General features: G+C 60.2%; 21 protein-coding genes. 10 read left to right on the top strand and 11 right to left on the bottom strand.

All coding sequences use genetic code 11. The annotated features are described in order from the left end of the window. Positions 1–26: 26 nt before the first annotated feature. A complete protein-coding gene (locus HMPREF2698_RS05775) occupies positions 27–848 on the top strand; it encodes an ABC transporter ATP-binding protein (RefSeq protein ID WP_070533159.1) in 822 nt (273 codons plus the stop codon). After that, entirely contained in the window at positions 845–2,434 is a 1,590-nt protein-coding gene (locus HMPREF2698_RS05780; protein ID WP_246818426.1) for an ABC transporter permease, read from the top strand. Before HMPREF2698_RS05775 ends, HMPREF2698_RS05780 begins: the two co-directional genes overlap by 4 nt. An 86-nt stretch (positions 2,435–2,520) precedes the next feature. Here HMPREF2698_RS05780 and HMPREF2698_RS05785 read toward each other — a convergent pair whose 3' ends face one another. Next, complete coding sequence (locus HMPREF2698_RS05785; RefSeq protein ID WP_070533158.1) at positions 2,521–2,970, bottom strand: DUF2631 domain-containing protein; 450 nt, start codon at positions 2,968–2,970, stop codon at positions 2,521–2,523. A gap of 191 nt (positions 2,971–3,161) precedes the next feature. Here HMPREF2698_RS05785 and dxr point away from each other — a divergent pair, with 191 nt between their 5' ends. From dxr to map, 5 genes are all read left to right on the top strand, one after another. Continuing rightward, on the top strand, positions 3,162–4,328 hold the full coding sequence (gene dxr / locus HMPREF2698_RS05790; protein WP_070562830.1) for a 1-deoxy-D-xylulose-5-phosphate reductoisomerase: 1,167 nt from the start codon (positions 3,162–3,164) through the stop codon (positions 4,326–4,328). A gap of 15 nt (positions 4,329–4,343) precedes the next feature. After that, positions 4,344–5,552 carry a M50 family metallopeptidase gene (locus HMPREF2698_RS05795; protein WP_070562833.1) on the top strand — a complete coding sequence of 403 codons (1,209 nt, stop codon included), beginning with the start codon at positions 4,344–4,346 and terminating at the stop codon, positions 5,550–5,552. Positions 5,553–5,616: 64 nt separating this feature from the next. Beyond that, the gene (gene ispG, locus HMPREF2698_RS05800; protein WP_070445607.1) at positions 5,617–6,780 is read left to right on the top strand and encodes a flavodoxin-dependent (E)-4-hydroxy-3-methylbut-2-enyl-diphosphate synthase; all 1,164 of its coding nucleotides are present in this window, start codon (positions 5,617–5,619) and stop codon (positions 6,778–6,780) included. Between the two features lie 57 nt (positions 6,781–6,837). After that, positions 6,838–8,688, top strand: coding sequence for a penicillin-binding transpeptidase domain-containing protein (locus HMPREF2698_RS05805; protein ID WP_070562836.1), 1,851 nt, complete (start codon positions 6,838–6,840; stop codon positions 8,686–8,688). Between the two features lie 69 nt (positions 8,689–8,757). After that, complete coding sequence (gene map, locus HMPREF2698_RS05810; RefSeq protein ID WP_070533153.1) at positions 8,758–9,627, top strand: type I methionyl aminopeptidase; 870 nt, start codon at positions 8,758–8,760, stop codon at positions 9,625–9,627. Positions 9,628–9,752: 125 nt separating this feature from the next. Here the strand turns inward: map and HMPREF2698_RS13620 are convergent, their stop codons facing one another. From HMPREF2698_RS13620 to HMPREF2698_RS05840, 6 genes are all read right to left on the bottom strand, one after another. After that, positions 9,753–10,187, bottom strand: a complete 435-nt coding sequence (locus HMPREF2698_RS13620) for a hypothetical protein (RefSeq protein ID WP_230310860.1) — start codon at positions 10,185–10,187, stop codon at positions 9,753–9,755. 47 nt (positions 10,188–10,234) lie between these two features. Then, positions 10,235–10,588: a hypothetical protein gene (locus HMPREF2698_RS05820; protein ID WP_070562839.1), complete on the bottom strand. Its 354-nt coding sequence runs from the start codon at positions 10,586–10,588 to the stop codon at positions 10,235–10,237. 309 nt (positions 10,589–10,897) lie between these two features. Then, positions 10,898–11,296 carry a hypothetical protein gene (locus HMPREF2698_RS05825; protein WP_070533149.1) on the bottom strand — a complete coding sequence of 133 codons (399 nt, stop codon included), beginning with the start codon at positions 11,294–11,296 and terminating at the stop codon, positions 10,898–10,900. A gap of 40 nt (positions 11,297–11,336) precedes the next feature. Then, positions 11,337–11,768 (bottom strand): hypothetical protein, encoded by a 432-nt coding sequence (locus HMPREF2698_RS05830; protein WP_070533147.1) that lies wholly within the window; start codon positions 11,766–11,768, stop codon positions 11,337–11,339. A 340-nt stretch (positions 11,769–12,108) separates the two neighbouring features. Next, positions 12,109–13,494 (bottom strand): mycothione reductase, encoded by a 1,386-nt coding sequence (gene mtr, locus HMPREF2698_RS05835; RefSeq protein ID WP_070562842.1) that lies wholly within the window; start codon positions 13,492–13,494, stop codon positions 12,109–12,111. 58 nt (positions 13,495–13,552) lie between these two features. Next, positions 13,553–14,554, bottom strand: a complete 1,002-nt coding sequence (locus HMPREF2698_RS05840) for an alpha/beta hydrolase (protein ID WP_209167820.1) — start codon at positions 14,552–14,554, stop codon at positions 13,553–13,555. Between the two features lie 301 nt (positions 14,555–14,855). Between HMPREF2698_RS05840 and mqo the strand changes: the two genes are divergently transcribed. Beyond that, positions 14,856–16,358: a malate dehydrogenase (quinone) gene (mqo, locus tag HMPREF2698_RS05845; RefSeq protein WP_070533141.1), complete on the top strand. Its 1,503-nt coding sequence runs from the start codon at positions 14,856–14,858 to the stop codon at positions 16,356–16,358. Positions 16,359–16,647: 289 nt separating this feature from the next. Here mqo and HMPREF2698_RS05850 read toward each other — a convergent pair whose 3' ends face one another. Together HMPREF2698_RS05850 and HMPREF2698_RS05855 are read right to left on the bottom strand one after the other, a co-directional pair. Beyond that, positions 16,648–18,036 (bottom strand): protein adenylyltransferase SelO family protein, encoded by a 1,389-nt coding sequence (locus HMPREF2698_RS05850; protein ID WP_070520086.1) that lies wholly within the window; start codon positions 18,034–18,036, stop codon positions 16,648–16,650. Further along, entirely contained in the window at positions 18,029–18,844 is an 816-nt protein-coding gene (locus tag HMPREF2698_RS05855) for a PhzF family phenazine biosynthesis protein (RefSeq protein WP_070533138.1), read from the bottom strand. Before HMPREF2698_RS05855 ends, HMPREF2698_RS05850 begins: the two co-directional genes overlap by 8 nt. A 51-nt stretch (positions 18,845–18,895) precedes the next feature. Between HMPREF2698_RS05855 and HMPREF2698_RS05860 the strand changes: the two genes are divergently transcribed. Next, positions 18,896–20,209, top strand: a complete 1,314-nt coding sequence (locus HMPREF2698_RS05860; protein WP_185963332.1) for a DUF4921 family protein — start codon at positions 18,896–18,898, stop codon at positions 20,207–20,209. Positions 20,210–20,219: 10 nt separating this feature from the next. On the opposite strand, the gene HMPREF2698_RS05865 is transcribed toward HMPREF2698_RS05860, so the two are convergent. After that, entirely contained in the window at positions 20,220–21,344 is a 1,125-nt protein-coding gene (locus tag HMPREF2698_RS05865) for an ATP-binding protein (RefSeq protein WP_070520090.1), read from the bottom strand. Positions 21,345–21,437: 93 nt separating this feature from the next. Continuing rightward, positions 21,438–22,160 carry a peroxide stress protein YaaA gene (gene yaaA / locus HMPREF2698_RS05870; protein WP_070562846.1) on the bottom strand — a complete coding sequence of 241 codons (723 nt, stop codon included), beginning with the start codon at positions 22,158–22,160 and terminating at the stop codon, positions 21,438–21,440. 32 nt (positions 22,161–22,192) lie between these two features. Here yaaA and HMPREF2698_RS05875 point away from each other — a divergent pair, with 32 nt between their 5' ends. After that, positions 22,193–23,962: a proline--tRNA ligase gene (locus tag HMPREF2698_RS05875; protein WP_070562849.1), complete on the top strand. Its 1,770-nt coding sequence runs from the start codon at positions 22,193–22,195 to the stop codon at positions 23,960–23,962. The last annotated feature ends 16 nt before the right edge of the window (positions 23,963–23,978 follow it).

Below are 23,978 nucleotides of genomic sequence, written 5' to 3' on the forward strand. Positions count from 1 at the left end.
AGCATTAATGGTTCTTGATACCGTTAATGCTTATGACTCATCCTTATCGCGAGGACTTAGCGGCAGATCCACGCACCCAAGCTTTAGCGGTGCGCGATCTGCGCAAGTCTTTTGGTTCTCAGATTGCCGTCAACAGCCTCAACCTGGATGTACCGCGCGGATCCATCTACGGGATAGTGGGGCCGAATGGCGCGGGCAAGACCACGATGCTGACCATGGCGTGTGGCCTCCAGCGCCCTGATGCCGGCCACAGCTTCATCGCCGGCCACAACGTGTGGGAAGAGCCCATCCCCGCCAAACAGGCCATGGGGCTGCTCATGGATGGGGCGCCGGTCTTTGACCGTCTCACTGGCGCTGAATACCTTCACTACCTCGGCGCCCTTCACAAGTTGGAGCGCTCCGAGTCGCTGCGCCGTGCGCAGGAGCTTCTCGACGCCCTCTCCCTCTCCGAGGCCGCCGATAAACGCATCGCGGACTATTCCGCCGGCATGACCAAAAAGATTCTCCTGGCCGGGGCCGTCCTGCACAACCCGGAGGTGCTTATCCTTGACGAGCCTCTGGAAGCCGTGGATCCGGTCTCCGGGCGCCTCATCCAGCAGATGCTGCGCGCCTATGCCTCCCGCGGCGGCACGGTTATTTTGTCCTCGCACGTCATGGAGCTCGTCGAGGGGCTGTGCGACCACGTCGCCATCATCAACGGCGGCCAAGTCATCACCGCGGGTCACGTCGACGATGTCCGCCAGGGCCAAAGCCTGAGCGATCTCTTTATCGCGGCCGTCGGCGGGCGGGACCTGGATGCCTCGAAGTTTGGGTGGCTGCGCTCGCCAGCGGCAGGTGACGCTGAATGACATCCACTCTGTTCAGCCTCCATCGCACTCTGTGGTGGCGAAGCGTTTCCTCCAACCCGGCGACGCTCATGATGGGGCTCATGATGCTGATCTACGGAGCAATCGGCCTCTTTTCCATCGCAGCCATGGTGTATGCAGATATCACCACGCCCGGACACGGCTACCAAGCACTGACCGTCGGCGTGGCGGGCGGCATGCTCATCTACGTACTCCTCGCTCTCTTTATGCCGGCGGGGGAGAATCAATTGAGCCCGACAACTCTGGGAGCCCTTCCTCTGACTCCCCGTGAGGTCCTTCCGGGCTTGTTCTTCTCCGGTCTGCTGACCACCCGCGCCATCATGTCGGTCGTCTTTTCCCTGGTGTATGCGATCATCGGCAGCATTTTCCTCATCCTGACAGGAACCGGGTGGGCTGCGGTGCCCTTCGTCGTGGGCATGGTGCTGTCGTGCGCGACGACCATCATCGTTGGCGAATGTCTTGGCCAAGTGGCTTCCGCTATCGCGGATTCCCAAAAGTCGCGCACCCAAATTGCGGCGATGGTGGTTATGGGCCTGCTGGTCTTTGGCATGCTGCAGGCACAGAGCGTCCTCGAGTCCTTGCCTCCGCTCGATTCGGTGGGCACCATCATGGCCTGGACCCCGTTGGGTGCCGGGGTGGGGTGGGCGCTCGCGCTTGCCGACGGCCACCTCATCACCGCCCTATCCCAACTACTGATCGCGGTGGGCAGCCTTGTCCTGCTGGTATGGGCATGGTCCCGTCAGATAGGCGGCCTCATGCGCAACCCCGGAACAGGCGGTGACGCAGCCAGCGAAGTGACGGGCAAGGGTGTGTCCAAGTTGGAGTTGGGCGCTTGGTCTTATTCCAGCCCGGCGGCGATGGAATACTCTCGCGCACTGCGTTATCTCACCCGCGATAAGCGGCAAACCGGCATGCTCTACACGATGCCTTTGTTTGGCGTGCTGACCCTATATCAGTTGTGGAAGGGCGATGATTTCACCGCATATTTCATGCTGTGCTTCAGCGCGATCGTGCTCTCTTCGCTCTTGGCTAATGATTATGGCTTCGATGGGCCGTCGAATTGGGTCCACATGGTGGCGCCGGTTGCTCCGCGTACCATCCTTCATGCGCGCCACCTCGCACACGTCACTATTCCCTTGATCGGGTTTGTGCTGCTTGCTGTAGTGGTTCTTGTCTTTAGCGACAACTTCACCTTGGGCATGTTGTGCACAGCTGTGGCTCTAGGCGTGTTCATTTCCACGGCGGCGGTGGGCTTGGGACTGACCGTGCTCAACCCTTATCCCTTGTCAGCCCCGGGACAGAACCGGTGGAATGACAAATCCGGCTATTCCGCTGGCGCTTTCTTCACGGCGTTCGTCGGCATGATGCTGGTGTGGGTGCCCGCGCTTCCCGGCATCGTGGTTTCTGCCCTCAGCTATGAGCGCGGCGGCTGGCTGCTGTATGCCGCTGTGATAGTTTCTCTGCTGGTTCCGTCACTTGTCTACGCCGCTGTCTGGCGCTTCGCCGGAAAGAGGGCGCAGGAGCGAACCCCGGAGATTTACGCCACGGTAAACCGTTACGTGAGCTAGGGGTTGAGCAGATAGTACAAAAGCTCCCTTCCCGCAGTTCATGAATGAACTGCGGGAAGGGAGCTTTTGTTTACAGCGAAGAAGCTTTAGTTAGCCACCGGCTTGGCAGCGTGGCGGCCGTCGGACACGCCGCGGAGGTGAGCGACGCGGGAGGGCTCAATGTTGAGGGCACGCAGCTCGTCATCGGTCAGGGAAGCGTAGACGTTGCCAACGGTTTTCTGCTCGTATGCCCAGTCCGGCTCCTCGTGGCCCACCGGCTTGTTGCGGGCAGTCAAGGTGCGTACCTGGGAGAGCTTCGGCTGTAGAGCGTAAATGACCAAGCCGAGGGCGATGAGGACTGCCAAGGCGATAAGCCAGACCGTCTCTACGTGGCCCTTGTGGTTACCAAAGTTATAAGCAAGCAGGAACGCGACGGACGTCCAGCCGGCGATCTGTACGCCCGAGCGGCTGATGCGGGACCAACCGAAACCTGCGGACGGGACGTCATCGGTGGATACGCCGTCGAAAACCTGCGATGCCGGCTTGTGGGAAGACACTTGCTCTCCTTTGCGTGTACATGCGGCCCGCCCTGGTTAGAACTAGTTGCGTGAGGCGAGCGCACGAAAATGCCAGTTATTCTGTGTAGTAGTTTAAATGATCCTGCCGGCAACCGCGATTAAACACCCCCGCTTATCGCTATCGGAGCGCACAGGACTCCGACTAGGGTTGACCGGCTAGGGTTGAGAGGGTGAGTACCCAACGCATTCTTATTCTCGGCTCTACTGGCTCGATCGGCACCCAGGCTCTGGACGTTATCGCGGATAACCCGGATAAGTTCACAGTCGTAGGCATTGCCGCCGGCGGCTCCAACCCGCAGCTCATTATCGAGCAGGCTCGTGCCCTCAACCTTTCGTTTGACCACGTGGCCGTCGCCAAGCCCGATGCGGCACGGACCGTCTCCGAGGCCCTCGGCGGCACCGTGCTCTCCGGCCCAGATTCCGCAGAGCAGCTGGTCCGGGCCATCGATGCGGATAAGGTCCTCAACGCGCTCGTCGGTTCAATGGGCCTAGCCTCCACGGTTGCGACTTTGGAAAAAGGCGAGCTTCTAGCGCTAGCGAATAAGGAATCCCTCGTCGCCGGTGGCTCCATCGTGACCCGCCTGGCGGGGGAGGGCCAGATTATTCCGGTGGATTCCGAGCATTCTGCTATGGCGCAATGCTTGCGCGCGGGCAGTGATGCGGAGCTTGATCACCTCGTCCTCACCGCCTCCGGTGGTCCCTTCCGAGGCTGGACCCGCGAGGAGATGTGGGATGTCACCCCGCAGCAGGCTGCCCAGCACCCAACGTGGTCGATGGGGCAGATGAACACCCTGAATTCCGCCACGCTGGTCAACAAGGGCCTGGAGCTCATTGAGGCCACGCTGCTTTTCGACGTCTCCCCAGAGCGCATCGAGGTCACCGTCCACCCCCAGTCCATCGTTCACTCGATGGCAACGTTCACTGACGGCTGCACCATCGCGCAGTGCTCGCCACCGTCGATGAAGCTGCCGATCTCCCTCGCATTGGATTGGCCGCGCCGCGTACCGGGTGCCCAGCCGGCATTGGATTTTTCCACCGCGCATGACTGGCATTTCGAGCCGCTGGATGATGAGTCCTTCCCGGCCGTTCGCTTGGCGCGCGAGGTTGCCGCCGCCGGAGGTACCCACGCTGCCGTGTACAACGCTGCCAACGAGGAGGCGGCCGCGGCCTTCTTGGCGGGGCGCATTCACTTCCCGGAAATTGTTGACGTTGTCAGCCACGTCGTGGATCAGGCCGCGCAGTTCGCTGGTGTACCCTCTAGCGTCGATGATGTCCTCGCCGTGGAAGGCGAGGCCCGCCGTCGCGCCAACGCGATGGTGGATTCGCTCGCTCGTTAGAAAGCCCTACGATCTATGGCAAATGTCCTCGGCATAGTTCTCTTCGCCTTGGGGATCGGCATCACCGTTGCCCTGCACGAGGCCGGTCACATGTTTAGCGCTCGTGCCTTCGGCATGCGTGTGCGCCGCTATTTCATCGGCTTCGGTCCGCGCGTTGCGTCCTTTACCCGTGGCCACACCGAGTATGGCCTCGCTGCCTTCCCGGTGGGTGGTTTCTGCGATATCGCAGGCATGACGGCGCAGGATGAGTTCCTCACGGAAGAGGAAAAGCCCTATGCCATGTACACGAAGCCGGCGTGGCAGCGCATCATCGTGCTGGCCGGCGGCATCACCGTCAACCTGCTTTTAGGATTTATTATCCTGCTGCTCATCGCCATGACGACGGGCTTGCCCAACCCAGACGCGGATGTGCGCCCGCGCGTTGGCGAGGTGTCCTGCGCGGCGAATCAGAAGGCCGATGGCGAACTCGAACCGTGCCAGGGAGTAGGCCCTGCTGGTGAGGCGGGCGTGGAACCTGGGGACATCGTTCTCGCGCTGAACGGCGAGACCATGGACTCCTTTGCGCAGCTTCGCGATACCGTCATGAACTATCCCGGCGACACTGTCACCCTCAAAGTCGAACGCGATGGCGAGCCGCGTGACTTCGACATCACGCTTGCTACAGTGACTCGGCTCAATGCCGAGGGGCAATTGGTGAAGGTCGGTGCCATCGGTATGAGCAACCAGATTATCGATATCAGGGAGACCTACTCCTTCGTCGATGCCTTCCCGGCGACCGCCCGCTACTCGGGCTATGCGCTCAACGCCACGGTCCAAGGAATCGCGCAATTCCCAGCGAAGATCCCGGGCGTGGTGGCCTCCATCTTTGGGCAGGAGCGCGACGTTAACGGACCAATGTCCGTGGTGGGAGCCTCCCGGGTGGGCGGCGAGTTGGTCGAGCGAAGCCTGTGGTCATCCTTCTTCATGATGCTGGCCACCCTCAATTTCTTCCTCGCGCTGTTTAACCTCATCCCACTCCCGCCGTTCGATGGCGGCCATATCGCCGTCATCATTTATGAGAAGATCCGTGACGCCCTGCGCCGCCTCATGGGCAAGGACCCGAAAGGGCCCGCGGATTACACCAAGCTCATGCCGGTGACCTATGTGCTGGCTTTCCTCCTCATGGCGGTGGGTGCTCTCATCATGATCGCGGACGTGGTTAACCCAATTCGGCTGTTTGGCTAGTGATCCACCTGCGGTGCGCGGTGCTAGAGTAGGGGCGTTAAAACCCAATTAGCAAGGAGCACACATGTCGACCCCTATTGGTCTTGGAATCCCCGACGGCCCGCCTCCCACCCTGGCGCCGCGCCGCAAGACGCGTCAGCTCATGGTTGGCCAGGTGGGCGTGGGCTCTGATCACCCGATTTCAGTGCAGTCGATGACCACGACGAAGACGCACGACGTCAACGCCACCCTTCAGCAGATTGCTCAGCTGACCGCCAGCGGCTGCGACATCGTTCGCGTTGCCTGCCCGAAGACGGTTGATGCGGAGGCTTTGCCAGCGATTGCGCAGAAGTCCCCGATCCCGGTGATCGCAGATATCCACTTCCAGCCCAAGTACATCTTTGCTGCCATCGATGCTGGCTGCGCTGCGGTGCGCGTCAACCCGGGCAACATCAAGGAATTTGATGGCCGCGTTAAAGAGGTGGCGAAGGCCGCCGGCGATGCCGGTATCCCGATTCGCATCGGCGTCAACGCGGGCTCCCTGGATAAGCGCATCATGGAGAAGTACGGCAAGGCCACCCCGGAGGCTCTCGTCGAGTCTGCGTTGTGGGAGGCCGGCCTCTTCGAGGAGCACGGCTACGGCGATATCGCCATTTCCGTCAAGCACAACGACCCCGTCGTCATGGTGGAGGCCTACCGCCAGCTCGCCGCTCAGTGTGACTACCCGCTGCACCTCGGTGTCACCGAGGCTGGCCCGGCATTCCAGGGCACCATCAAGTCTTCCGTCGCTTTCGGCGCCCTGCTCGCCGAGGGCATCGGTGACACCATCCGCGTGTCCTTGTCAGCGGATCCGGTCGAGGAGATCAAGGTCGGTGACCAGATCCTGCAGTCCCTCAACCTGCGCCCGCGCAAGCTCGAGATTGTTTCCTGCCCTTCCTGTGGTCGCGCACAGGTGGACGTCTACAAGCTCGCCAACGAGGTCACCGAAGGCCTCGACGGCATGGAGTTCCCGCTGCGCGTGGCTGTCATGGGCTGCGTGGTCAACGGTCCGGGCGAGGCCCGTGATGCCGACCTCGGCGTGGCCTCCGGTAACGGCAAGGGCCAGATCTTTGTCAAGGGTGAGGTCATCAAGACCGTTCCCGAGTCCAAGATCGTGGAAACGCTCATCGAAGAGGCAATGCGCCTAGCTGAAGAACAAGGCCTGGAAGCCGTAGAGGGTGCCAAGGCTGAGGTCCGCGTTACCAAGTAACTCACCTGCGGTGTGGGGCGGCCGTCTAGCCGCCCCAGGCTGCTACGCTGCCCAAGCATGAAGAGGTTCGTGGCGCTGCTCGGTGCGGCAGGTATCGCGGCGTCGTCATTGGTGGGATGCACCCCCAAGCCGGTGTCCGCACGTCCAGTCGCTGAGCAATTCCTGGAAGACATGGAAACCCGCAATAATGAGGACTTGGCGCAGCTTGTCGATGATGGCAGCACAGCTACGAACACGCTTGACGCAACCTTCGCGGGCCTGCAAGCGGAGGGGCTCGACGTCGAATTGACCGGGGTTGATCAACAAGAGGCCCAAGCCACCGCGCACTATTCGGTGACGTGGACCCTGCCTCGCAATCGTTCCCTGCGCTATGACACCTCGATGGCCTTAACGCGCAAGGAGAAAGACTGGACGGTGCGCTGGCAGCCCAGCATTATCCATCCCGATCTCGGCGCGCACCAACACCTCGAATTGCGCTCAATAGCTCCAAAACGCGCCGGCGTGGTCTCCTCCGATGGAGTGGAACTCATGTCTCCGGGCTTGCAATACCGCCTCGTTGTCGATACCGACGCCGTAGACGACCCACGCCCCGTCGCCGCGAAAGTATCCGGCGCGCTGAGCCAAGCTCATCAAGAGGATGATTCCATCCCGGAGATTGACTCTGGTGAGCTAGCCAAGAATCTCGAGGAGGTCGATGGTTCCTACTCAGTCACCATGCTCAATGAGGCTCAGGCAGCGCGGCTGCGCCCGGTTCTGGAGAACCAGAAAGGGATCCGCTTCAACGAGGAACCCGCGCTTATCACGCGCGATACTGGCTTGGCCCCGGACATCCTCGCCCGGGTGCGGTCGATGGTCTCCGAGGAGGTCGACGGAACAAATGGATGGTCCGTTTCTGTTGTCAACGAACACGGAGCCGCGCTTTCCGACGTCGAGCACCACGAACCCGAGGCAGCTCCGTCCATCAAGGTATCGCTGGACTATGACGTCCAGCGTGCCGCGCAAGAAGCCGTCAATCAGCGTGCTGAATACGAGGCCATGCTCGTGGCCATGCGTCCTTCGACCGGCGAGATTCTAGCCGTGGCCCAAACCCCGGAGGCAGATAAGAAGGGCGATATCGCCCTCCAAGGCCAGTTCCCACCGGGTTCGGTGTTTAAGATCATTACGGCCTCGGCGGGCGTCGACAAGCAAGGCCTTTCCCCAGACTCTATCGTTCCGTGCCCCGGCACCATGGAGCTGTATGGGCGCACCGTCACCAACTACAACGGGTTCTCCCTTGGCTCGGTGCCGCTGCGCCAAGCCTTTGCACAATCCTGTAACACCACTTTTGCGCAGATCTCTACGGATCTGCCGAAGGGTGAACTGCGCGATGTGGGCAAACAATACGGGCTGGGTATCGATTATGAGGTGCCGGGCTTATCGACGCTCACCGGCTCCATCCCAGAGGGCGAGACGCCCCTCGAGCGCACGGAATCCGGCTATGGACAGGGCCTCGACCTTGTTTCTCCCTTCGGCATGGCGCTTGTCTCTTCGACGGTTGCGGCGGGCAAGACCCCGACGCCGACGCTTATTGAGTCACGTGAGACCAAGGTGTCCGAAAAGGTCCCCGCGCCCAGCGAGGAGACCTTGACTCAGGTGCGGGACATGATGCGCCAGGTGGTGGCAAGCGGTACCGCCTCGGGGATGCAGGCACAGGGCACCGTCTACGGCAAGACCGGTGAGGCGGAGATCAATGGTGGCTCGCATGCCTGGTTCACCGGCTACCGCGACGACGATATCGCTTTCGCAACTCTGGTTGTTCTGGGCGGTGGCTCGACGATTTCGGTCAACATCACGGACAATTTCCTGCAGCGCCTCGACGCCCTCCGCGCGGAAGGCCACGGCGAGGTGGCCCCCGCACAAGAGCAGTAGCGCGTCGTAGTCAGCGCGCCTGTGGTGTCCTTTGTCGGGCGCTGGGGAAGAGGGCTACCATGAGTAGTTATGACTAAGCGCGCGATGCTGAAGCAAGAAAAAGATACTCCAATCCGCAAGGTACCGAAGGACATTGAGCGCCCGGAGTACGTGTGGAAGGACTCGGTTCAGGAAGCCCAGGGCGAGCCATTCGTGCAGACCCCAGAGGTTATTGAGGCCATGCGTGAGGCCTCCCGAATCGCCGCCAATGCTCTCCAGGAGGCCGGAAAAGCAGTGGCGCCTGGCGTGACCACGGATGAGATCGACCGCGTGGCGCACGAGTACATGTGTGACCACGGTGCTTACCCGTCGACTTTGGGCTACCTGGGGTTCACGAAGTCCTGCTGTGTCTCCCTCAATGAGATTGTCTGCCACGGCATTCCGGACACGACGGTGATTGAGGATGGTGACATCGTCAATATCGACGTCACTGCGTTCAAGAATGGTGTCCACGGCGATACGAACGCTACGTTCCTCGCAGGCAACGTCACCGAAGAACACAAGCTGTTGGTCGAGCGCACCAAGGAAGCGATGATGCGCGGCATTAAGGCCGCAAAACCGGGCCGTGAGATTAACGTTATCGGACGCGTCATCGAGTCTTATGCACACCGCTTTGGCTACAACGTGGTCACTGACTTTACCGGGCACGGCGTAGGCCCTACCTTCCACAACGGGTTGGTTGTGCTGCACTACGATTCCATGACCTACCGCGACATCCTCGAGCCCGGAATGACCTTGACCATCGAGCCGATGATCAACCTGGGTTCCCTGGATTATGAGATCTGGGATAACGGCTGGACCGTCCAGAACACCGATGGCAAGTTCACCGCCCAGTTCGAGCACACCATCGTCATCACCGATGACGGCAACGAGATCCTCACCCTGCCGGATGAGGCCTAGCGTTTAAGCGCCGAGCGTTTAAACGTCGAGCGTTTAAACATAGCCGAAACAAAACAAGCCCTCCACCTTCCCCGTGCAATACACGGTGGGGTGGAGGGCTTTGTGCTGCCAGTAAAGAGCGCTAACTAGAAGGAAACGTTCTTCAAAGCCTGGCCAACGTAGTCCGGAATCATGCCGGAGAACACGGCGTAGTTGTAGCCGGCGACTGCGGTGGAGACAGCGGCAGCGGCGACCATAGCGATGGTGCCACCACGCCAGAGGTCCAGCCACTGCGGAACCTGGGACTCGTTCTTGGTGGAGCCGAAAGCGTCGGCGCCGTTGCCGGTGATGTTGCCGTCGGTCACGCCACCCAGCTTGGAGGAGAGGGAGCCTTCGCCCTCAGAAGAGAGTGCGGAAGACATCTCGGAAGAGGTAGCGTCCTTCTGGAGCTCCTCCTGAACCTGCTGCTCGGTCAGGCCGGAGCCCTCAACAGCCTCAGCGGCGGAAGCAACGGTGGTGCCAGCGAAGGCGATGGTAGCGGCGGTTGCAGCAGCAACGGCGGCGGTGCGGAATTTACGCATCTTGAGTAAAGCCTTTCAGAAAGTGGGTTAGAAGGGGAAGGGGAGAACTACATGCCGTACTTGAGGTAGTTCAGTGCCGGGCCAACCAGACCACCGGCGATGGTGATGATGGTGGCGACGATACCGATGCCGGCGAGGGCCTGTGCCCACTTCGGCTCACCGGAGATAGAAGACTTCTGGCCGAAGATGTTCTGGCCGTTTGCTTCCTTCTGGGCGTCGAGTGCCTTGCCCAGCTCGGAGGAGCCGCCTGCCTTCTGGTTGCCCTGCTGCTCGCCAGCAGATGCGGAAGAGTTGGTGGCGGAATCGTTGCTGCTGCCCTCTGCGGCGGAAGCAACGGTGGCGCCGCCGAATGCAACAGCGAGAGCGGTAGCACCAGCAATGGTGGCCTTGCGAATGCGCATAGTGTGAATCCTTTTAAACCTCGTAGGAACTGGAGTAACTAGGGTGTCCCAAGTCACTTGAGCGATTCTAGCGTAAACATTGGAGGGATTCACGGAATCTTCACCACTAACTTTCCCATTTCCCTCTTAGAGAGCTCTAGTTACTTAGCTACGTTCACAGCCACATTAAACCGCTAAGAAATGATCAAGCCAGCATCAAGATTGTCCCGAATCATTAGAAAATCGGGCATGCAAAAGCGCCCATCCTCAAGAAAAGAGGATGGGCGCTAGAAAAAGCGCGCTGAGCTAGTCAGCGTACCCGCAGCTTAATTAGCGGCGGAAGATCGGATCGAGCACGTGCTGCGGAACGATGTTGTTGTACACAGCGAAGTTGTAAGCAGCGATCAGAGCGCCAGCGATAGCGGTGCCGAAAGCAGCGAAGGTGCCATCGCGCCAGATCTCAGCCCACAGCGGGTTGTCTTCAGCCTTCTCCTTGCCGAAGAGATCCTCGCCGGAGACCTTCTTGTCACCCTCGGTAGCGTCGCCCCACTTGGAGGACAGGGTAGCGTCGGAGTCGTTCTCCTTGACCTTGTCGCCAGCGGAGGACAGCTCGGAGGAGGTGGTGTTGGTCTCGGTATCGGCCTCTGCAGCGAAAGCAACGGAGGTACCAGCGAAAGCAACGGAAACAGCGGTTGCAGCAGCAACAGCGGCGGTGCGGAAGTTACGCATGAAATTTAAGCCTTTCGGAAAAGTGTGTGGGGGAGACGTCTTAGAAGGACGGGCCGTGGACGAAGAAGTTGTAAACAACGCCGATCAGGCCAGCCACGGAAGCGACGGCGCTAGCGATGCCCAGGCCGTAGAAGGTCTTGGCCCAGGTCGGCTGATCGCCGAGGGAGGTGCAGTCCTGGTCGGTCTCGTCAGCGTCGCAGTGCTCGTGCTTGGAGGAGCCGAAGATGGCGCGGCCGTCAGCCTCAGTGCCCTTGTTGTCGTTCTCATCAACGTAGAACCAGTCACCAATCTTGGAGGACAGGGAAGCCTCGCCCTTGGTGCCTTCCTCGGAAGCGGAGGAGCCGTTCTCCTGGGAGGTGGAGGAGGCGTTCTCGTCCTGCGGAGCAGCGTCCTGTGCGAAAGCGACGGTGGAGCCGCCGAAGGTAACAGCGAGAGCAGTAGCGCCGGCGAGGGCTGCATTGCGGATACGCATATCAAAAGTCCTTAGTGTCGTACGTGCAAGGCCTCCGGTTGAGAGGTCTTGATTTACAGGGATAGGGATTAGTTTGGTATCCCCAAAACACACTGAGCCGGTAGAGAGTATCGGCTCGTTCCGGTGTCCGTAATTAACCTAGCCAACGGTCAGGCAAAATGCACGTCAGTTGGAGCGTTCTTTTATGCACTGCCAGCAATCACCCCCGAAATGGGTGATTTTCTTAAAGGTTGCTGGCAGATGTTGTTGGTGTTAAGACGTGCTTGTAGTGGCTTTCAGTGGGAATGGCGAAATTAGTTTAACGCCAATGTGAAAAACGTTACATGATTCGATGTAACTTTCACTCTAGCCACTCTAGTCCCAAAACGGCGTTCTCCACTACTTCTGGCAGTGCCGGGTGGATCCAATACTGTGAACGGGCGAACTCGCGCATGTCGAGGTCGTAGCTCATCGCGGTGATCAATTGTTGGATAAGCGTGGAGGCCTGTGGGCCCATGATGTGGGCGCCGAGGAGCTTGCCCGTGGTCCGGTCCGCTACCAGCTTGCAGATGCCCGTCGAGTCCTCCATGGCCCAGCCATAGGCAACGTCGCCAAAATTTTGCACCTTTACAGTGACGTCATAGCCCTCCTCGCGGGCTTGTTCCTCAGTGAGGCCGACCGTCGCAATCTGTGGGTGCGTAAAGATGGCAGAGGGCACGTGCTCGTGGGGCATGGGCTGGAGATCGTCCGGGTGCAGCAGATTGTGCTGCACTGCTCGTTGCTCCGCATTGGCCACGTGCTTGAGCATGTACGGAGATGAAACATCCCCGAGCGCCCACACGCCCTCGCAGGTTGTACGGCCAAACTCGTCGACCTTGATTCGACCGTCCTCATGCATTTCAATGCCGCTGGCAGAAAGATCCATCTGGTCGCCGTTGGGCTGGCGGCCGGTGGCAACGAGGATGGCATCTGCCTCCACGACGTCCCCGCTGTCCAAGGTAAGGCGTACGCCGTCTTCGGTTTCATCGAGCGTAGTGGCGGTGCCGATGCGGACGTCGAAGCGCTTTCGTGCGAGGTCGTTGAAGCGGGAGCTTAGGTCCTCATCGAGGAAACGGAGGAATTTCTCCGAGCGGTTGACCACGGTGACGTCGGTCCCCAGGCCGTCGAAGACGTGAGCAAACTCCATGGCGATGTAACCGCCACCTACCACTATGAGGCTGCGCGGCTGCTTCTCAAGCCGCATGATGTCTTCATTGGTGTGAACCGGGGCAGTGGTGCTGGCATATGGCTCGGGTAGCACGGGGCGTGAACCGGTAGCGATGACAATATTGTCACCGGTGATGATGTCCTCACCCGCCTGCAGGGTCTTCGGTCCGATGAACCGTGCGTGCTGATCAAAGACTGTAATATTGGGCGTTTCCTCGCCACGGCGGTACTCTTCGCCGCCCTGGGCAATCTGATCAATTCGGTTGTGGAACACGCGCTTGACGATGCCCTCCCAATCCACAGCATCCACGTGGGTGCTGAGCCCAAGGCGCGTGGCCTCGCGCGCGGCGAGCGCAACGTCGGCGGCGTAGACGTACATCTTCGTGGGGATGCAGCCTACGTTGAGGCACGTGCCGCCGAACGTTCCCTTCTCAATGATGGCGATGGATTTATCGTCAAACTCGGGAGAGGGTATTGAATTTCCCGAGCCGGTGCCGATGATGACGAGGTCAAAGTGCTGTGCGGAAGTCATGCCGATCATTCTAAAGGTTGACTAGCCGCAAACCGTGGAGGCTTTTAGGAGCGCGAGGCGCGGGAGGCTAATCCGTCTCAAGTGGTGCTACTGTGCTCAACCATTCCGCCGTGGCGGAGAGAGCGTCTTGGAGCGGCTCGGGACGCGAGAGAAAGAGATCGTGGCGCCCATTGTTGACAACGTGAAGCGTGTAGCGAGCACTGAGTTCCTTGGCCCAGCGCTGGCTTTGCCGTACATCAACGACAGTATCGGCGGTATTGGAGGACTCGCTGTATGGCCGGTTGAGCTCGGAGCGTCCAGAGGTCATAGTGAGCAGCGGGAGCCCAATGTTGATGCGGCCGGAGTGGATTGCGTCGAAGCCGCGGAAGACTGCTGCAACCCAACCCAGGAACTTGGGGTGTCCGCCCAGCGGCTTCAGGCGAAGATCGAAGTCCCAGTCGCCCTGTTCCCCGGAATGGACCGACTCCCCATAGGTTGTGAGGTCACCGGCGGGTATTTCGAGTCGTGGGGCGATGGCAGCGCCGGCATAGATAACGTGCTTGAGTGCCTCAAAGGCACTATTCGGTATTCCCATCATGGCAAGCCAGGGGCTGTTGAACACGACACCAGCGATGCGTGCGAATCGCTCGCGATCATGGCGGCGAAGGCGATCGAGCCAGAGCGCGGTGATGGTGCCGGCGGTGGAGTGGCCCATGATGATGACACGCTGGTTGGGGATGGCATCGAGAGCTGCATTGAGATCAGCGTCGTAGTACTGCAAGTCGCTGATGTAGTGCCAGGTCTGACCGTCCCGTCGAGAGCGTCCGCACTTGCGCAGATCGAGGGCGTAGAAGGCATAGCCGAGCTCATAAAAGTACCGTGCCACGTGGTCATGGAAGAAATAGTCTGTCATCCCGTGGACCCACAGTAAGGCGGGGCGATCATCATGGGCGTCGCCGCCGGGGCAGTAGCGCACGAGCGTCGCGCAGACAGTGTCTTCGCCGTCAGGGTCGGTGCCGAGTTCGAGTGGAGCGGCCTGGAAGTCGGGGCCGAGGATGTCTTCTGACCATTCGAGTTCGTTATGCGTCATGGGATTCATGATAGGTTGCGCGGCCAGATGCGTCCGGCAGAGCGGAGCGCTGACGGGAAACACCCTGCACCACAAATGGGGTAACAAATTCGAATTCGGGCATTTATTTTTTCAGGAATGCCTATTTCGCAATAAGGGGCGTAAAGTGGAATTAATGCTTGACGGACCTTCCGCAGGGGTGGTCTGTATGCCAGCTTGGACCCTAGCATCGTCGAGCGCTTTCTCACCGCGCCCTGTGCACCCACATGTGCGGGGCATTTGACCACATCGAATACATCGACTTAAAGAGGTAATAAGTACAGTGTCCTCCGATAAGAAGACAACACAAGTAGTAGACGAGGTTGAGGTCGCACTCATTGGTGCAGGTATTATGAGCGCCACCCTCGGCGCCATGCTGCGTGAGCTCGAGCCCAGCTGGACCCAGATGGTCTTCGAGCGCCTGGACGGCCCTGCGCTTGAGTCCTCCTCCCCGTGGAATAACGCTGGTACTGGCCACTCCGCGTTGTGCGAGTTGAACTACACCCCGGAGAAGAACGGCCGCATTGATGTTTCCAAGGCCATGAACATTAATGAGAAGTTCCAGGTTTCGCGCCAGTTCTGGTCCCACCAGCTCAACAACGGCATTCTGACGGACCCGAAGGCCTTCATCAATCCAGTCCCGCATGTGTCCTTTGCACAGGGTTCCATCCAGGTTGACTACCTGAAGCGCCGCTTCGATGCGCTGAAGGACAACCACATGTTCCCGAACATGCAGTTCAGCGATGATGACGCTACCTTCCAGGAAAAGCTTCCTCTGATGTCGGAAGGCCGTGACTTCAACGCCCAGAAGGTCGCTATTTCCTGGACCGAAGTTGGTACCGACGTCAACTTTGGTGCCCTGGCGAAGCAGTTCTTCACCGCGGCTAAGGCAGCGGGTACCGAGATCCGCTACGGCCACGAGGTCGTCGATATCAAGCGCGATGGTTCCAAGTGGCGCGTGGTGGCAAAGAACCTGCACACCGGTGACTACGAGGCCGTCCACGCCAAGTTCGTCTTCGTGGGTGCAGGCGGCTACGCGCTCGACCTGCTGCGCAAGGCTGGGGTCCGCGAGGTTTCTGGTTTCGCAGGCTTCCCGGTTTCCGGTCTGTGGCTGCGTTCTAAGAACCCGGATCTGATTAAGCAGCACCACGCCAAGGTTTATGGCAAGGCTGCTGTGGGCGCTCCGCCGATGTCCGTGCCGCACCTGGATACCCGCGTCATTGATGGCGAGCAAGGCCTGCTGTTTGGCCCGTACGGCGGCTGGTCCCCGAAGTTCCTCAAGAAGGGCTCCTACCTGGACCTGTTTAAGTCCATTCGTCCGGATAACATCACCTCTTACCTGGGCGTTGCGGCACAGGAGTTCGGCCTGACCAAGTACCTGGTTACTGAGGTCCTCAAGGACTTCGACAAGCGCGTCGAGACCCTGAAGGAGTACGTCCCGAGCGCAGACCCGGCAGATTGGGAGACCGTCATCGCTGGCCAGCGCGTTCAGGTGATTAAGCCGGCGGGTGCACCGCAGTTCGGTTCCTTGGAGTTCGGTACCACCCTCATCAATAACCCTGAGGGCAACATCGCCGGCCTGCTCGGCGCTTCCCCGGGAGCGTCCATCACCCCGGCCATCATGGTGGAGCTGCTGGAGCGCTGCTTCGGTGAGCACATGATCCAGTGGGGCGATAAGATTCAGGAAATGATTCCTTCCTACGGCACCAAGCTCTCCAAGGACAAGAAGCTCTACAACGAGATGTGGGAGTACACGCAGAAGACACTGCAGCTTGAGTCCAAGTAATTTCTCCTTTCGGCTCGTAGGTGCTTGCCTCGCAGGTAATTCTCAGTAACTGGCAGGGAGCGTCCAGTGCACCGGAACGCTCCACCAAGGAGAGCGCCCCATAATAATGGTGTGCGTTTGAGAGAGCGCATGCGAGAGAGATAGAGAGAACCCCAGCCGCGCGGGGCGGTCGGCCTGAGAAACCGACCGGGAGCGCGGCAGTGAAAGATAGAGACGCACCGCCGCCCCGAGACTCCGTTTCCTTTCCTACGGAGGCCTCGGGGCGGCGGTGTGTTTTCCTTTTCTTCTCTTACGTTCCGCAGTAGGTGAGGTAGCCTTCCGTGCCACCCGGTTGCTCGTATTCTGGCGCGGCAGTAAAGGGACGCGTGGTGGCGTGAAGCAAGCGGGGGAATTCTTCAGCATCACTCAGTGCGGCCTCGACCAGACGCGGGCGGGGAATCACGCGGGGCACGGTTTGCTTGAGAGACTCGACGTTGGGGCCACTAGCACAGTAGGCATCAACAAATCGAGCGTCACCAAACATCTCATAGGCGTCTGCCGGTTCACCCGCCGCTGCGCTGACGAGACTGCGGTGGGCCTGCGTGAGATCCGGAGCGGACTGTGCAAGGGCCGCACTATAGTCCTGGAAGAGCTCGTCGGGAATCTGCAAACGGCTCGCGGCTTCGCGGCGGCGCGCCTTTTCATAGCGCTCGCCAAAGGAATTGATGGCCTCCTGGGCCCAGGTAAGGGAAGCGTCGGGGGAGACGTCGAAAAGCGGCAGCAGTGATTCCGCCAACCGCGCAAGGTTCCAGCCCAGCATGTCGGGCTGGCGCCCAAAGCGGTAGCGGCCCTGCGTATCGATGGAGCTAAACCAGGTATTGAGGTCATAGTTTTCCATGAACGCGCACGGCCCGTAGTCAATCGTCTCACCCGATAGCGTGGTGTTATCGGTGTTCATCACGCCGTGGATGAAACCCACCTGCATCCACCCGGCAACTGTCGCTGCCTGTGCGTCCATGACGCGGGTAAACAGCTCCCGGTAGTCGGCGCCAGGGTAGTGGCGTTCAATGGTGTAATCGGCGAGCCGCTGGAGCAACCCGGGTACCTGCGAGTGCGCGGCGAAGTGGAAGGAACCAACACGGATGTGGCTCGCGGCAACGCGCACGAGAACGCCTGCTTCCTCCACCATCTGGCGCTGAATGGGACGGCCGGTCCCGATGACCGCCAGCGACCTTGTGGTGGGTACACCGAGGGCGTGCATCGACTCGGAGAAGAGATATTCACGCAGCATCGAGCGCAGCGTGCCGCGCCCATCAGAGCCATAGCGCGAATAGGGGGTTAGTCCTGTCCCTTTGGCATGCAGATCCCAGAGGCCCGTGGGGTTGTGCGCAGCGGTGGGGCCGGTGACTTCACCCAAGAGGAGGGCACGGCCATCACCCATTGTCGGGTTGTATTGGCCGAACTGAAAGCCGGCGTAGGCCATTGCGTGGGGAGTAACTGGACCGCGGCCGAGGAGAAACTCTAGGCCGTCTTCGCTGCGCAGCCAGTCCAGGTCGAGGCCCAGTTCGGCGGCTAGCTCTTCGTTGAGCGCCACCAATCGCGCCGTTGGCTGTTCCTCGCCTCGGCTCGCCGTGACCATGTGGGGAAGGCGTTGGGCGAATTCGCTGCGTAGCTCGAAGGGGAGGGAGGCATCAGACATCGCGTGACTCCAGGGTTCCGCGCACGCGAACGTGGGCGTTGCCGCCGACCCAGATGTCATGACCATCGTCGTTGATATAGACGCGGCCATCGCGCCCTACCTGGCCGCCCTGTGCCGCGGTATAGCGGGCAGGAACAGCACCCTTGGCGCGCAGGAATTGGGCAGCGCCGCCGTTGAAGGAACCGGTGACGGGATCCTCGAATTGCCCGGTGATGGCGCGGACTACATAAGCGGGGTGATCATTACCGGTGAGCCCGACTACGCCCACTTTGACGCGCGGGGTGGGCGTGGGGCGAAGATTTTGCACGGCCTCGGCAGACTCGAGCTGGACTAGGCGCCAGCCGGGCCCGTTGTCTACCCAGCCGGAGTCAAGGATGCTGTCCTCGTCGATCCCAAGGGCGGCGGCTGCCTCAGCCCGCTCCTCATCACTTAGCGCCCCTTCACGCACCAAGGGCGGGGTAGCGAAGGCGAAGCGGCCCTCTTCCTGGCGCACGGTGACCAACCCAACTCCGCATTCCTGAATCAGGGTGCCGTTCTTTCCGAGTAGTTCCGCCGCCACGCGTGCGCTGCCCAGCGTCGGGTGGCCGGCGAAAGGAAACTCCTCGTACGGGGTAAAAATCCTCACTCGGTAGTCTGCACGTGGATCCGTAGGCGAGCACAGGAAGGTTGTCTCCGAAAAGTTTGTCCAGTGTGCGATGCGCTGCATCTCTTCGGTGCTCAAGCCGTCGGCATCCGCCACCACAGCAAGGGGATTTCCCGTAAACGGCCCAGTGGCAAAGACATCTACTTCAAAGAATCGGTGCTGCATGAGGCTTAAGTCTAGTCGCACCGGTGAGCAGGGAGGTCTACGCTGGGCTGCATGAGCGAAGCACTCTTTAGCCGCGTCGAACCTATCCAGACCATGGCGGATGGGACCGTCAAACAGGTCAACCCCTTCTCCGGAACGGAGGTGTGGACGGTGCCGGGACGTGGAAACCGTCCGCTCTCGCGTCCTGCGAAGGATCCGCAGCCCCTGACGGCCGATGCCATGACGCACAGCTGTGCTTTTTGCTCCGGGCGCATGTTAGACACCCCGCCGGAAAAGTCCCGCATCCTGGCTTCGGGGGAGATCCAGCGCGGGCTCCTTCCACACGAGCTGGACACAACCCAGCCGGTGTTTCGCCGGGTTCCTAACCTTTTTGAGATCGTGTCTTATGACTACTGGCATGAGAACTATGGCTTCACCATGGACCCAGACCTAGCTCAGCACAAGGAGAAATATGAAGCCGATGAGGCCGGGCGCCTGCACGTACTCAACGTGGTGCGCACCAAACTCAAGGCCGCGGGCAAAGACGCCGCGCTGGGCGACGACTCTCTCCTCGCCCTCGCCGATGGCTTCTTCGGTGGCGGGCACGATGTCATCATTTCTTCGCGCCACTTCGTGGAGGGGGCGGTCGACGACAGCCAGCTGGCTTCCTCCGGCACGCTGAGCCCCGATGAGCACTTTCTGCTCACAACCTTCACCGCGGAATCAACGCGCGAGCTCTACCAGCGAAACCGCTATGCCTCTTATGTCGCCGTGTTCCAGAACTGGCTGGCACCGGCGGGCGCGTCCTTCGACCACCTGCACAAGCAGCTCGTCGCGATTGATGCTCTGGGCATGGCAGCCCAGCAAGAAAATGCGATTCTACGTGCACACCCCAACATGTACAACGATTGGGCAGTTGGGTATGCGGCAAAGCGCAACCTTGTTATCGCAGAGAATGACTATGCGGTCCTCTTCGCCGGCTTTGGCCACCGCTATCCCACGCTGGAGATCTTCTCCAAGTCGCCCCGCTGTGAACCGTGGGAACAAACACCTGGCGAAGTCCGTGGAATGTCGGATCTGATCCATGCTGCACACGCCGCAGTGGGGCCGGATGTGGCATGCAATGAAGAGTGGCACCACCGCCCACCCAGCGTGGATCTGCCGCAGCCGTGGCGCGTGATGATCAAGCTCAGGGTATCGACCTTGGCCGGCTTTGAAGGCGGCACGAAGGTCTACATCAACACCATCGATCCATGGGGCTTGCGTGATCGCGTCGTGGACGCCATGTTCCGCCTTCGTGAGCGCGGAAAGATTGCCTCCGGCATCTCTATCGCCACTGAGTGCGAGCTCAAACGCAATAGTTTGCGTTATAACCCGCTGGTGTAATCAGTAACGTTTAGTCCACGTAGGTTTGTTCGCCGCCTGCGTGAAGATAATCGCGGAGGTACGGCAGGGCGAGAGCAACCGTGCCGTGCCGTGGGGCATCGATAAGCCCCTGCTCTAGCAAACGCGCGCGCACTTCACTGAGAGACGTCGTCGTTGTCTTCAGCTCGTGAGCGATAGCGCCAGATGTGGCCGTCCCCGCCTCATCTGCGATATCAGCCAGCGCGTGAAGGTACTCAAGTTGTCGTTGGCTGAGCGCACGTACCGCAGGATCGTGCACTTGGGTTCCCATTGTCGTGATTGCCTCACCAAGAACTGCGTCGACGGTTGTTGAGGAAATGGTCGTCTCACTGGCTTGGGATGCAGCGTTCCAGGCCAAGTACCCGATGAGCTGGATGAGGAAGGGATAACCGTGGCTCGCTTCAGTAGCGCGGTCGGCGGCTTCGTCGTTGAAAGCAATCGAAGTCAAAGCTGCCGTATCTTTGAAAGCGCTGGTCGTAGCTTGCGGGTTAACAGGTCCTAGGTGAAATCTGCGGGCACGGCGCAGAAACGTTGTTCCCGGCAGGTGTAGAAGCTTGTCAACACCGGCAGTAAGCCCTGCCATCACGATGGAAACGTCGAGTTCATCGCGAACAAGATGCTGGAATGCGACTGCGATTATCTCAAGGTCATGAGGATCGGCGTCCTGAATCTCATCGATAGTAAGTAGAATTCCGCTGTCTCGGAGATGAGCGGAGAGTTCGCGCAAGCGCGATTCTAATGTTGGCACTGGTGGCGTACCAATCTCTTCAGTACCAATGCCACCGAGGCCCGCTATACGTATGTCTTTGATTCGACGGGTTGATGGAGAAGCCAGCTGGTTGATCTTTTCTGGGATGATGGAGTCGATGAGCTGAGTGACTGAATTGCTTCGACCACTGACTCGAATAACAGCCCATCCTTGTTGGGCTGCGATGTCCTCGAGCTCAGTCAACAGGACCGTTTTGCCCATCCCACGATGACCGCTAATAAGCATTGCGCGATTAGGGTTGCCAACTCCGCCGTCGAGCCCAACCGTGAAGTCATTGAGGACCGCACTGCGGCCAGCCCACTTAAGTGGGCTGGCACCAAAGGTTGGGCGAAAAGGGTTTCCAGTCATGCTGGAAGTATATAGCAACCAGATAAATTGATAAATAGATAAATTGATAAATAGATAAATCGGCGGGCGTAGATAAATTGATAAATAGATAAATCAGACCACGAGCACCAGCTCGGTGCCGCGCAGTTCGGTGCTCATGCCCGCCTCCTGGGCTACGCGGGCGGCATCCTCGAGGGAGGAGACATTCTCGCCCTGGAGGGCGAGTACGCGAGCGAGTTCCCCCTTGTAGTGCTTGTTGAAGTGGGAGACCACCTTTCGGGAGCCATCCTCCTGCACTGACTCCACGCGCACCGTGGAGGCTTCTTTGAGCTTGCCCAGCTGTTGGTAGGTGCCCGAGCGCATGTCGATGAGGAACTCGCCTGCGTCGATAAGCGCGCGCAGCTCATCGGTGATGGCCGTACCCCAGCGAGACTTGAGAGTCTTCCCGCCCAACTTGGTGCCACCTGAAAGCCGGTAGTGGGGGATGAGATCATCGGCGCGCAGCAACCCGAAGAGAGCATCACCCACAGCGAGGTGTTGACGTGCGGCTGGGGGAAGGGAGGGGGAATCGAGGGCGTCGTACAGCACGCCCGTAAATCGCTCAAGGGCGGGCATGGTGGGGGAGGACGCCAACTCGCGGTTGGACTCGGCTTCCCCGCGCAGCTTCTCCGAGAGCTTGAGCACCTTTTGCGCCTCGTCGAGGTCCAAAGAAGACAATTCAGCAGCGATTTCTTGGCGTATCGGATTCAGCGCGGGGAAAGAGAGCTCTTCCCAGTTGAGGGGCGCGCCGCTGCCGCCGTGTGCTTTGGTCTCAGAAGGAGGGAGGATGATCAGCATGGCTACATGCTAGCGATGTAGACTGAGCAACCATGATTACACGTCTTTCTGAGCTTTTCCTCCGCACTCTTCGTGAGGATCCGGCTGATGCCGAAGTCCCCAGCCACAAGCTTCTCGTCCGCGCAGGCTATGTGCGCCGCGTCGCGCCGGGTGTGTACACCTGGTTGCCATTGGGACTGCGCGCCATGCGCAAGATTGAAGACGTTATTCGCCAGGAAATGAACGCCATCGGTGGTCAGGAAATGCTCTTCCCGGCGCTGCTGCCGCGCGATCCTTATGAGCAGTCGAACCGCTGGACGGAATACGGCGATAACTTGTTCAGGCTTAAGGATCGCAAGGGCGCGGACATGCTGCTGGGCCCGACCCATGAGGAGATGTTCGCCACCGCGGTGAAGGATATGTATTCCTCCTACAAGGACTTCCCGGTCACGCTGTACCAGATTCAGACGAAGTACCGCGATGAGGAGCGCCCGCGCGCTGGCGTGCTGCGCGGCCGCGAGTTCACCATGAAGGACTCCTACTCCTTCGACATGACGGATGAGGGGCTCGAGGAGTCCTATGCCCGCCATCGCAAGGCCTACCAGAACATCTTCGACCGCCTAGAGATCGATTACGCGATCTGCAAGGCCACCTCCGGTGCGATGGGTGGCTCGGCCTCCGAGGAGTTCCTTGCCGTGTCCGAGGTGGGTGAAGATACCTTCGTCCGCGCCACTGAGGGCGATTACGCAGCCAACGTGGAAGCAGTAGTGACCCAGGCGCCGGAAGAGATTCCCTTCGACGGTCTGCCGGAGGCACAGGAACACGAGACCCCGGACGCCGAGACCATTGAGTCCCTGGTGGAGTGGGCCAAGGGTGCTGGCATTACTGTCGACGGCCGCGAGGTCACCGCAGCGGACACCCTCAAGTGCATGATGATCAAGGTGGCTGCGCCCGCAGCCGCTGAGGAAGAAAAGGAATGGGAGCTGGCCGCCGTTCTCATTCCGGGCGACCGCGAACTGGATGAAAAGCGCCTCGAAGCTTCGCTGGAGCCGGTCGAGTTTGAGCTCGCCGGCGAGGGCGACTTCAAGAAGAACCCCTTCTTGGTCAAGGGCTACGTTGGCCCGCGTGCCCTCAACGCTCACGACGTGAAGGTTTATGCCGACCCGCGCGTTGTTTCCGGGTCGTCCTGGATTACCGGCGCGGATGCCCCGCAGCGTCACGTCGTCGGTTTGGTGGCCGGCCGTGATTTCACCGTGGATGAGTTCATCGAGGTCGCGGAGGTCAAGGAGGGTGACCCGGCGCCGAACGGTCAGGGCACTCTGACCCTGGAGCGCGGCATTGAGTTGGGCCACATCTTCCAGCTGGGCCGCAAGTACACCGAAGCATTCGACGTCCAGATTCTGGATGAGAACGGCAAGCGCGCCGTGCCGACCATGGGCTCCTATGGCATTGGTGTCACGCGCATGCTCGCCGTGCTGGCGGAGCAGCGTCACGATGAGAAGGGCCTCAACTGGCCAGTGGCCGTGGCGCCCTACCAGGTGCATGTCGCCGTGGCCAACAAGGACGCCGCTGCCCTTGAGGCCGGCCAGAAGCTTGTGCAGGACTTGGACCGCGCGGGCATCGAGGTGCTTTTCGACGACCGCCCCAAGGTTTCCCCGGGGGTGAAGTTCAAGGATGCGGAGCTTCTGGGCATGCCGTTCGTCGCCATCCTGGGCCGCGCTTTCGCTGAGGGCATCATTGAGCTACGCATCCGCGGCGGCGAGACCCGCGAGGTTCCCGCAGACTCCATCGTGGACACCTTAACGGAGCTCATCCGCGGCTAGGTACGTTAAGCGCGTA

Source organism: Corynebacterium sp. HMSC072A02 (genome assembly GCF_001810085.1).
Lineage (GTDB): Bacteria > Actinomycetota > Actinomycetes > Mycobacteriales > Mycobacteriaceae > Corynebacterium > Corynebacterium hesseae.

Bases quoted from the DNA above. Each gene is read 5' to 3' on its own strand.
- map (WP_070533153.1), top strand. From the start codon at position 8,758: ATGACTAAGCGCGCGATGCTGAAGCAAGAAAAAGATACTCCAATCCGC.
- HMPREF2698_RS05875 (WP_070562849.1), top strand. From the start codon at position 22,193: ATGATTACACGTCTTTCTGAGCTTTTCCTCCGCACTCTTCGTGAGGAT.
- ispG (WP_070445607.1), top strand. From the start codon at position 5,617: ATGTCGACCCCTATTGGTCTTGGAATCCCCGACGGCCCGCCTCCCACC.
- HMPREF2698_RS05865 (WP_070520090.1), bottom strand. From the start codon at position 21,344: ATGACTGGAAACCCTTTTCGCCCAACCTTTGGTGCCAGCCCACTTAAG.
- mtr (WP_070562842.1), bottom strand. From the start codon at position 13,494: ATGATCGGCATGACTTCCGCACAGCACTTTGACCTCGTCATCATCGGC.
- HMPREF2698_RS05860 (WP_185963332.1), top strand. From the start codon at position 18,896: ATGAGCGAAGCACTCTTTAGCCGCGTCGAACCTATCCAGACCATGGCG.
- HMPREF2698_RS05850 (WP_070520086.1), bottom strand. From the start codon at position 18,036: ATGTCTGATGCCTCCCTCCCCTTCGAGCTACGCAGCGAATTCGCCCAA.
- HMPREF2698_RS05830 (WP_070533147.1), bottom strand. From the start codon at position 11,768: ATGCGTATCCGCAATGCAGCCCTCGCCGGCGCTACTGCTCTCGCTGTT.
- HMPREF2698_RS05775 (WP_070533159.1), top strand. From the start codon at position 27: ATGCTTATGACTCATCCTTATCGCGAGGACTTAGCGGCAGATCCACGC.
- HMPREF2698_RS05825 (WP_070533149.1), bottom strand. From the start codon at position 11,296: ATGCGTAACTTCCGCACCGCCGCTGTTGCTGCTGCAACCGCTGTTTCC.
- HMPREF2698_RS05820 (WP_070562839.1), bottom strand. From the start codon at position 10,588: ATGCGCATTCGCAAGGCCACCATTGCTGGTGCTACCGCTCTCGCTGTT.
- HMPREF2698_RS13620 (WP_230310860.1), bottom strand. From the start codon at position 10,187: ATGCGTAAATTCCGCACCGCCGCCGTTGCTGCTGCAACCGCCGCTACC.
- HMPREF2698_RS05855 (WP_070533138.1), bottom strand. From the start codon at position 18,844: ATGCAGCACCGATTCTTTGAAGTAGATGTCTTTGCCACTGGGCCGTTT.
- HMPREF2698_RS05840 (WP_209167820.1), bottom strand. From the start codon at position 14,554: ATGACGCATAACGAACTCGAATGGTCAGAAGACATCCTCGGCCCCGAC.
- HMPREF2698_RS05795 (WP_070562833.1), top strand. From the start codon at position 4,344: ATGGCAAATGTCCTCGGCATAGTTCTCTTCGCCTTGGGGATCGGCATC.
- HMPREF2698_RS05805 (WP_070562836.1), top strand. From the start codon at position 6,838: ATGAAGAGGTTCGTGGCGCTGCTCGGTGCGGCAGGTATCGCGGCGTCG.
- HMPREF2698_RS05780 (WP_246818426.1), top strand. From the start codon at position 845: ATGACATCCACTCTGTTCAGCCTCCATCGCACTCTGTGGTGGCGAAGC.
- yaaA (WP_070562846.1), bottom strand. From the start codon at position 22,160: ATGCTGATCATCCTCCCTCCTTCTGAGACCAAAGCACACGGCGGCAGC.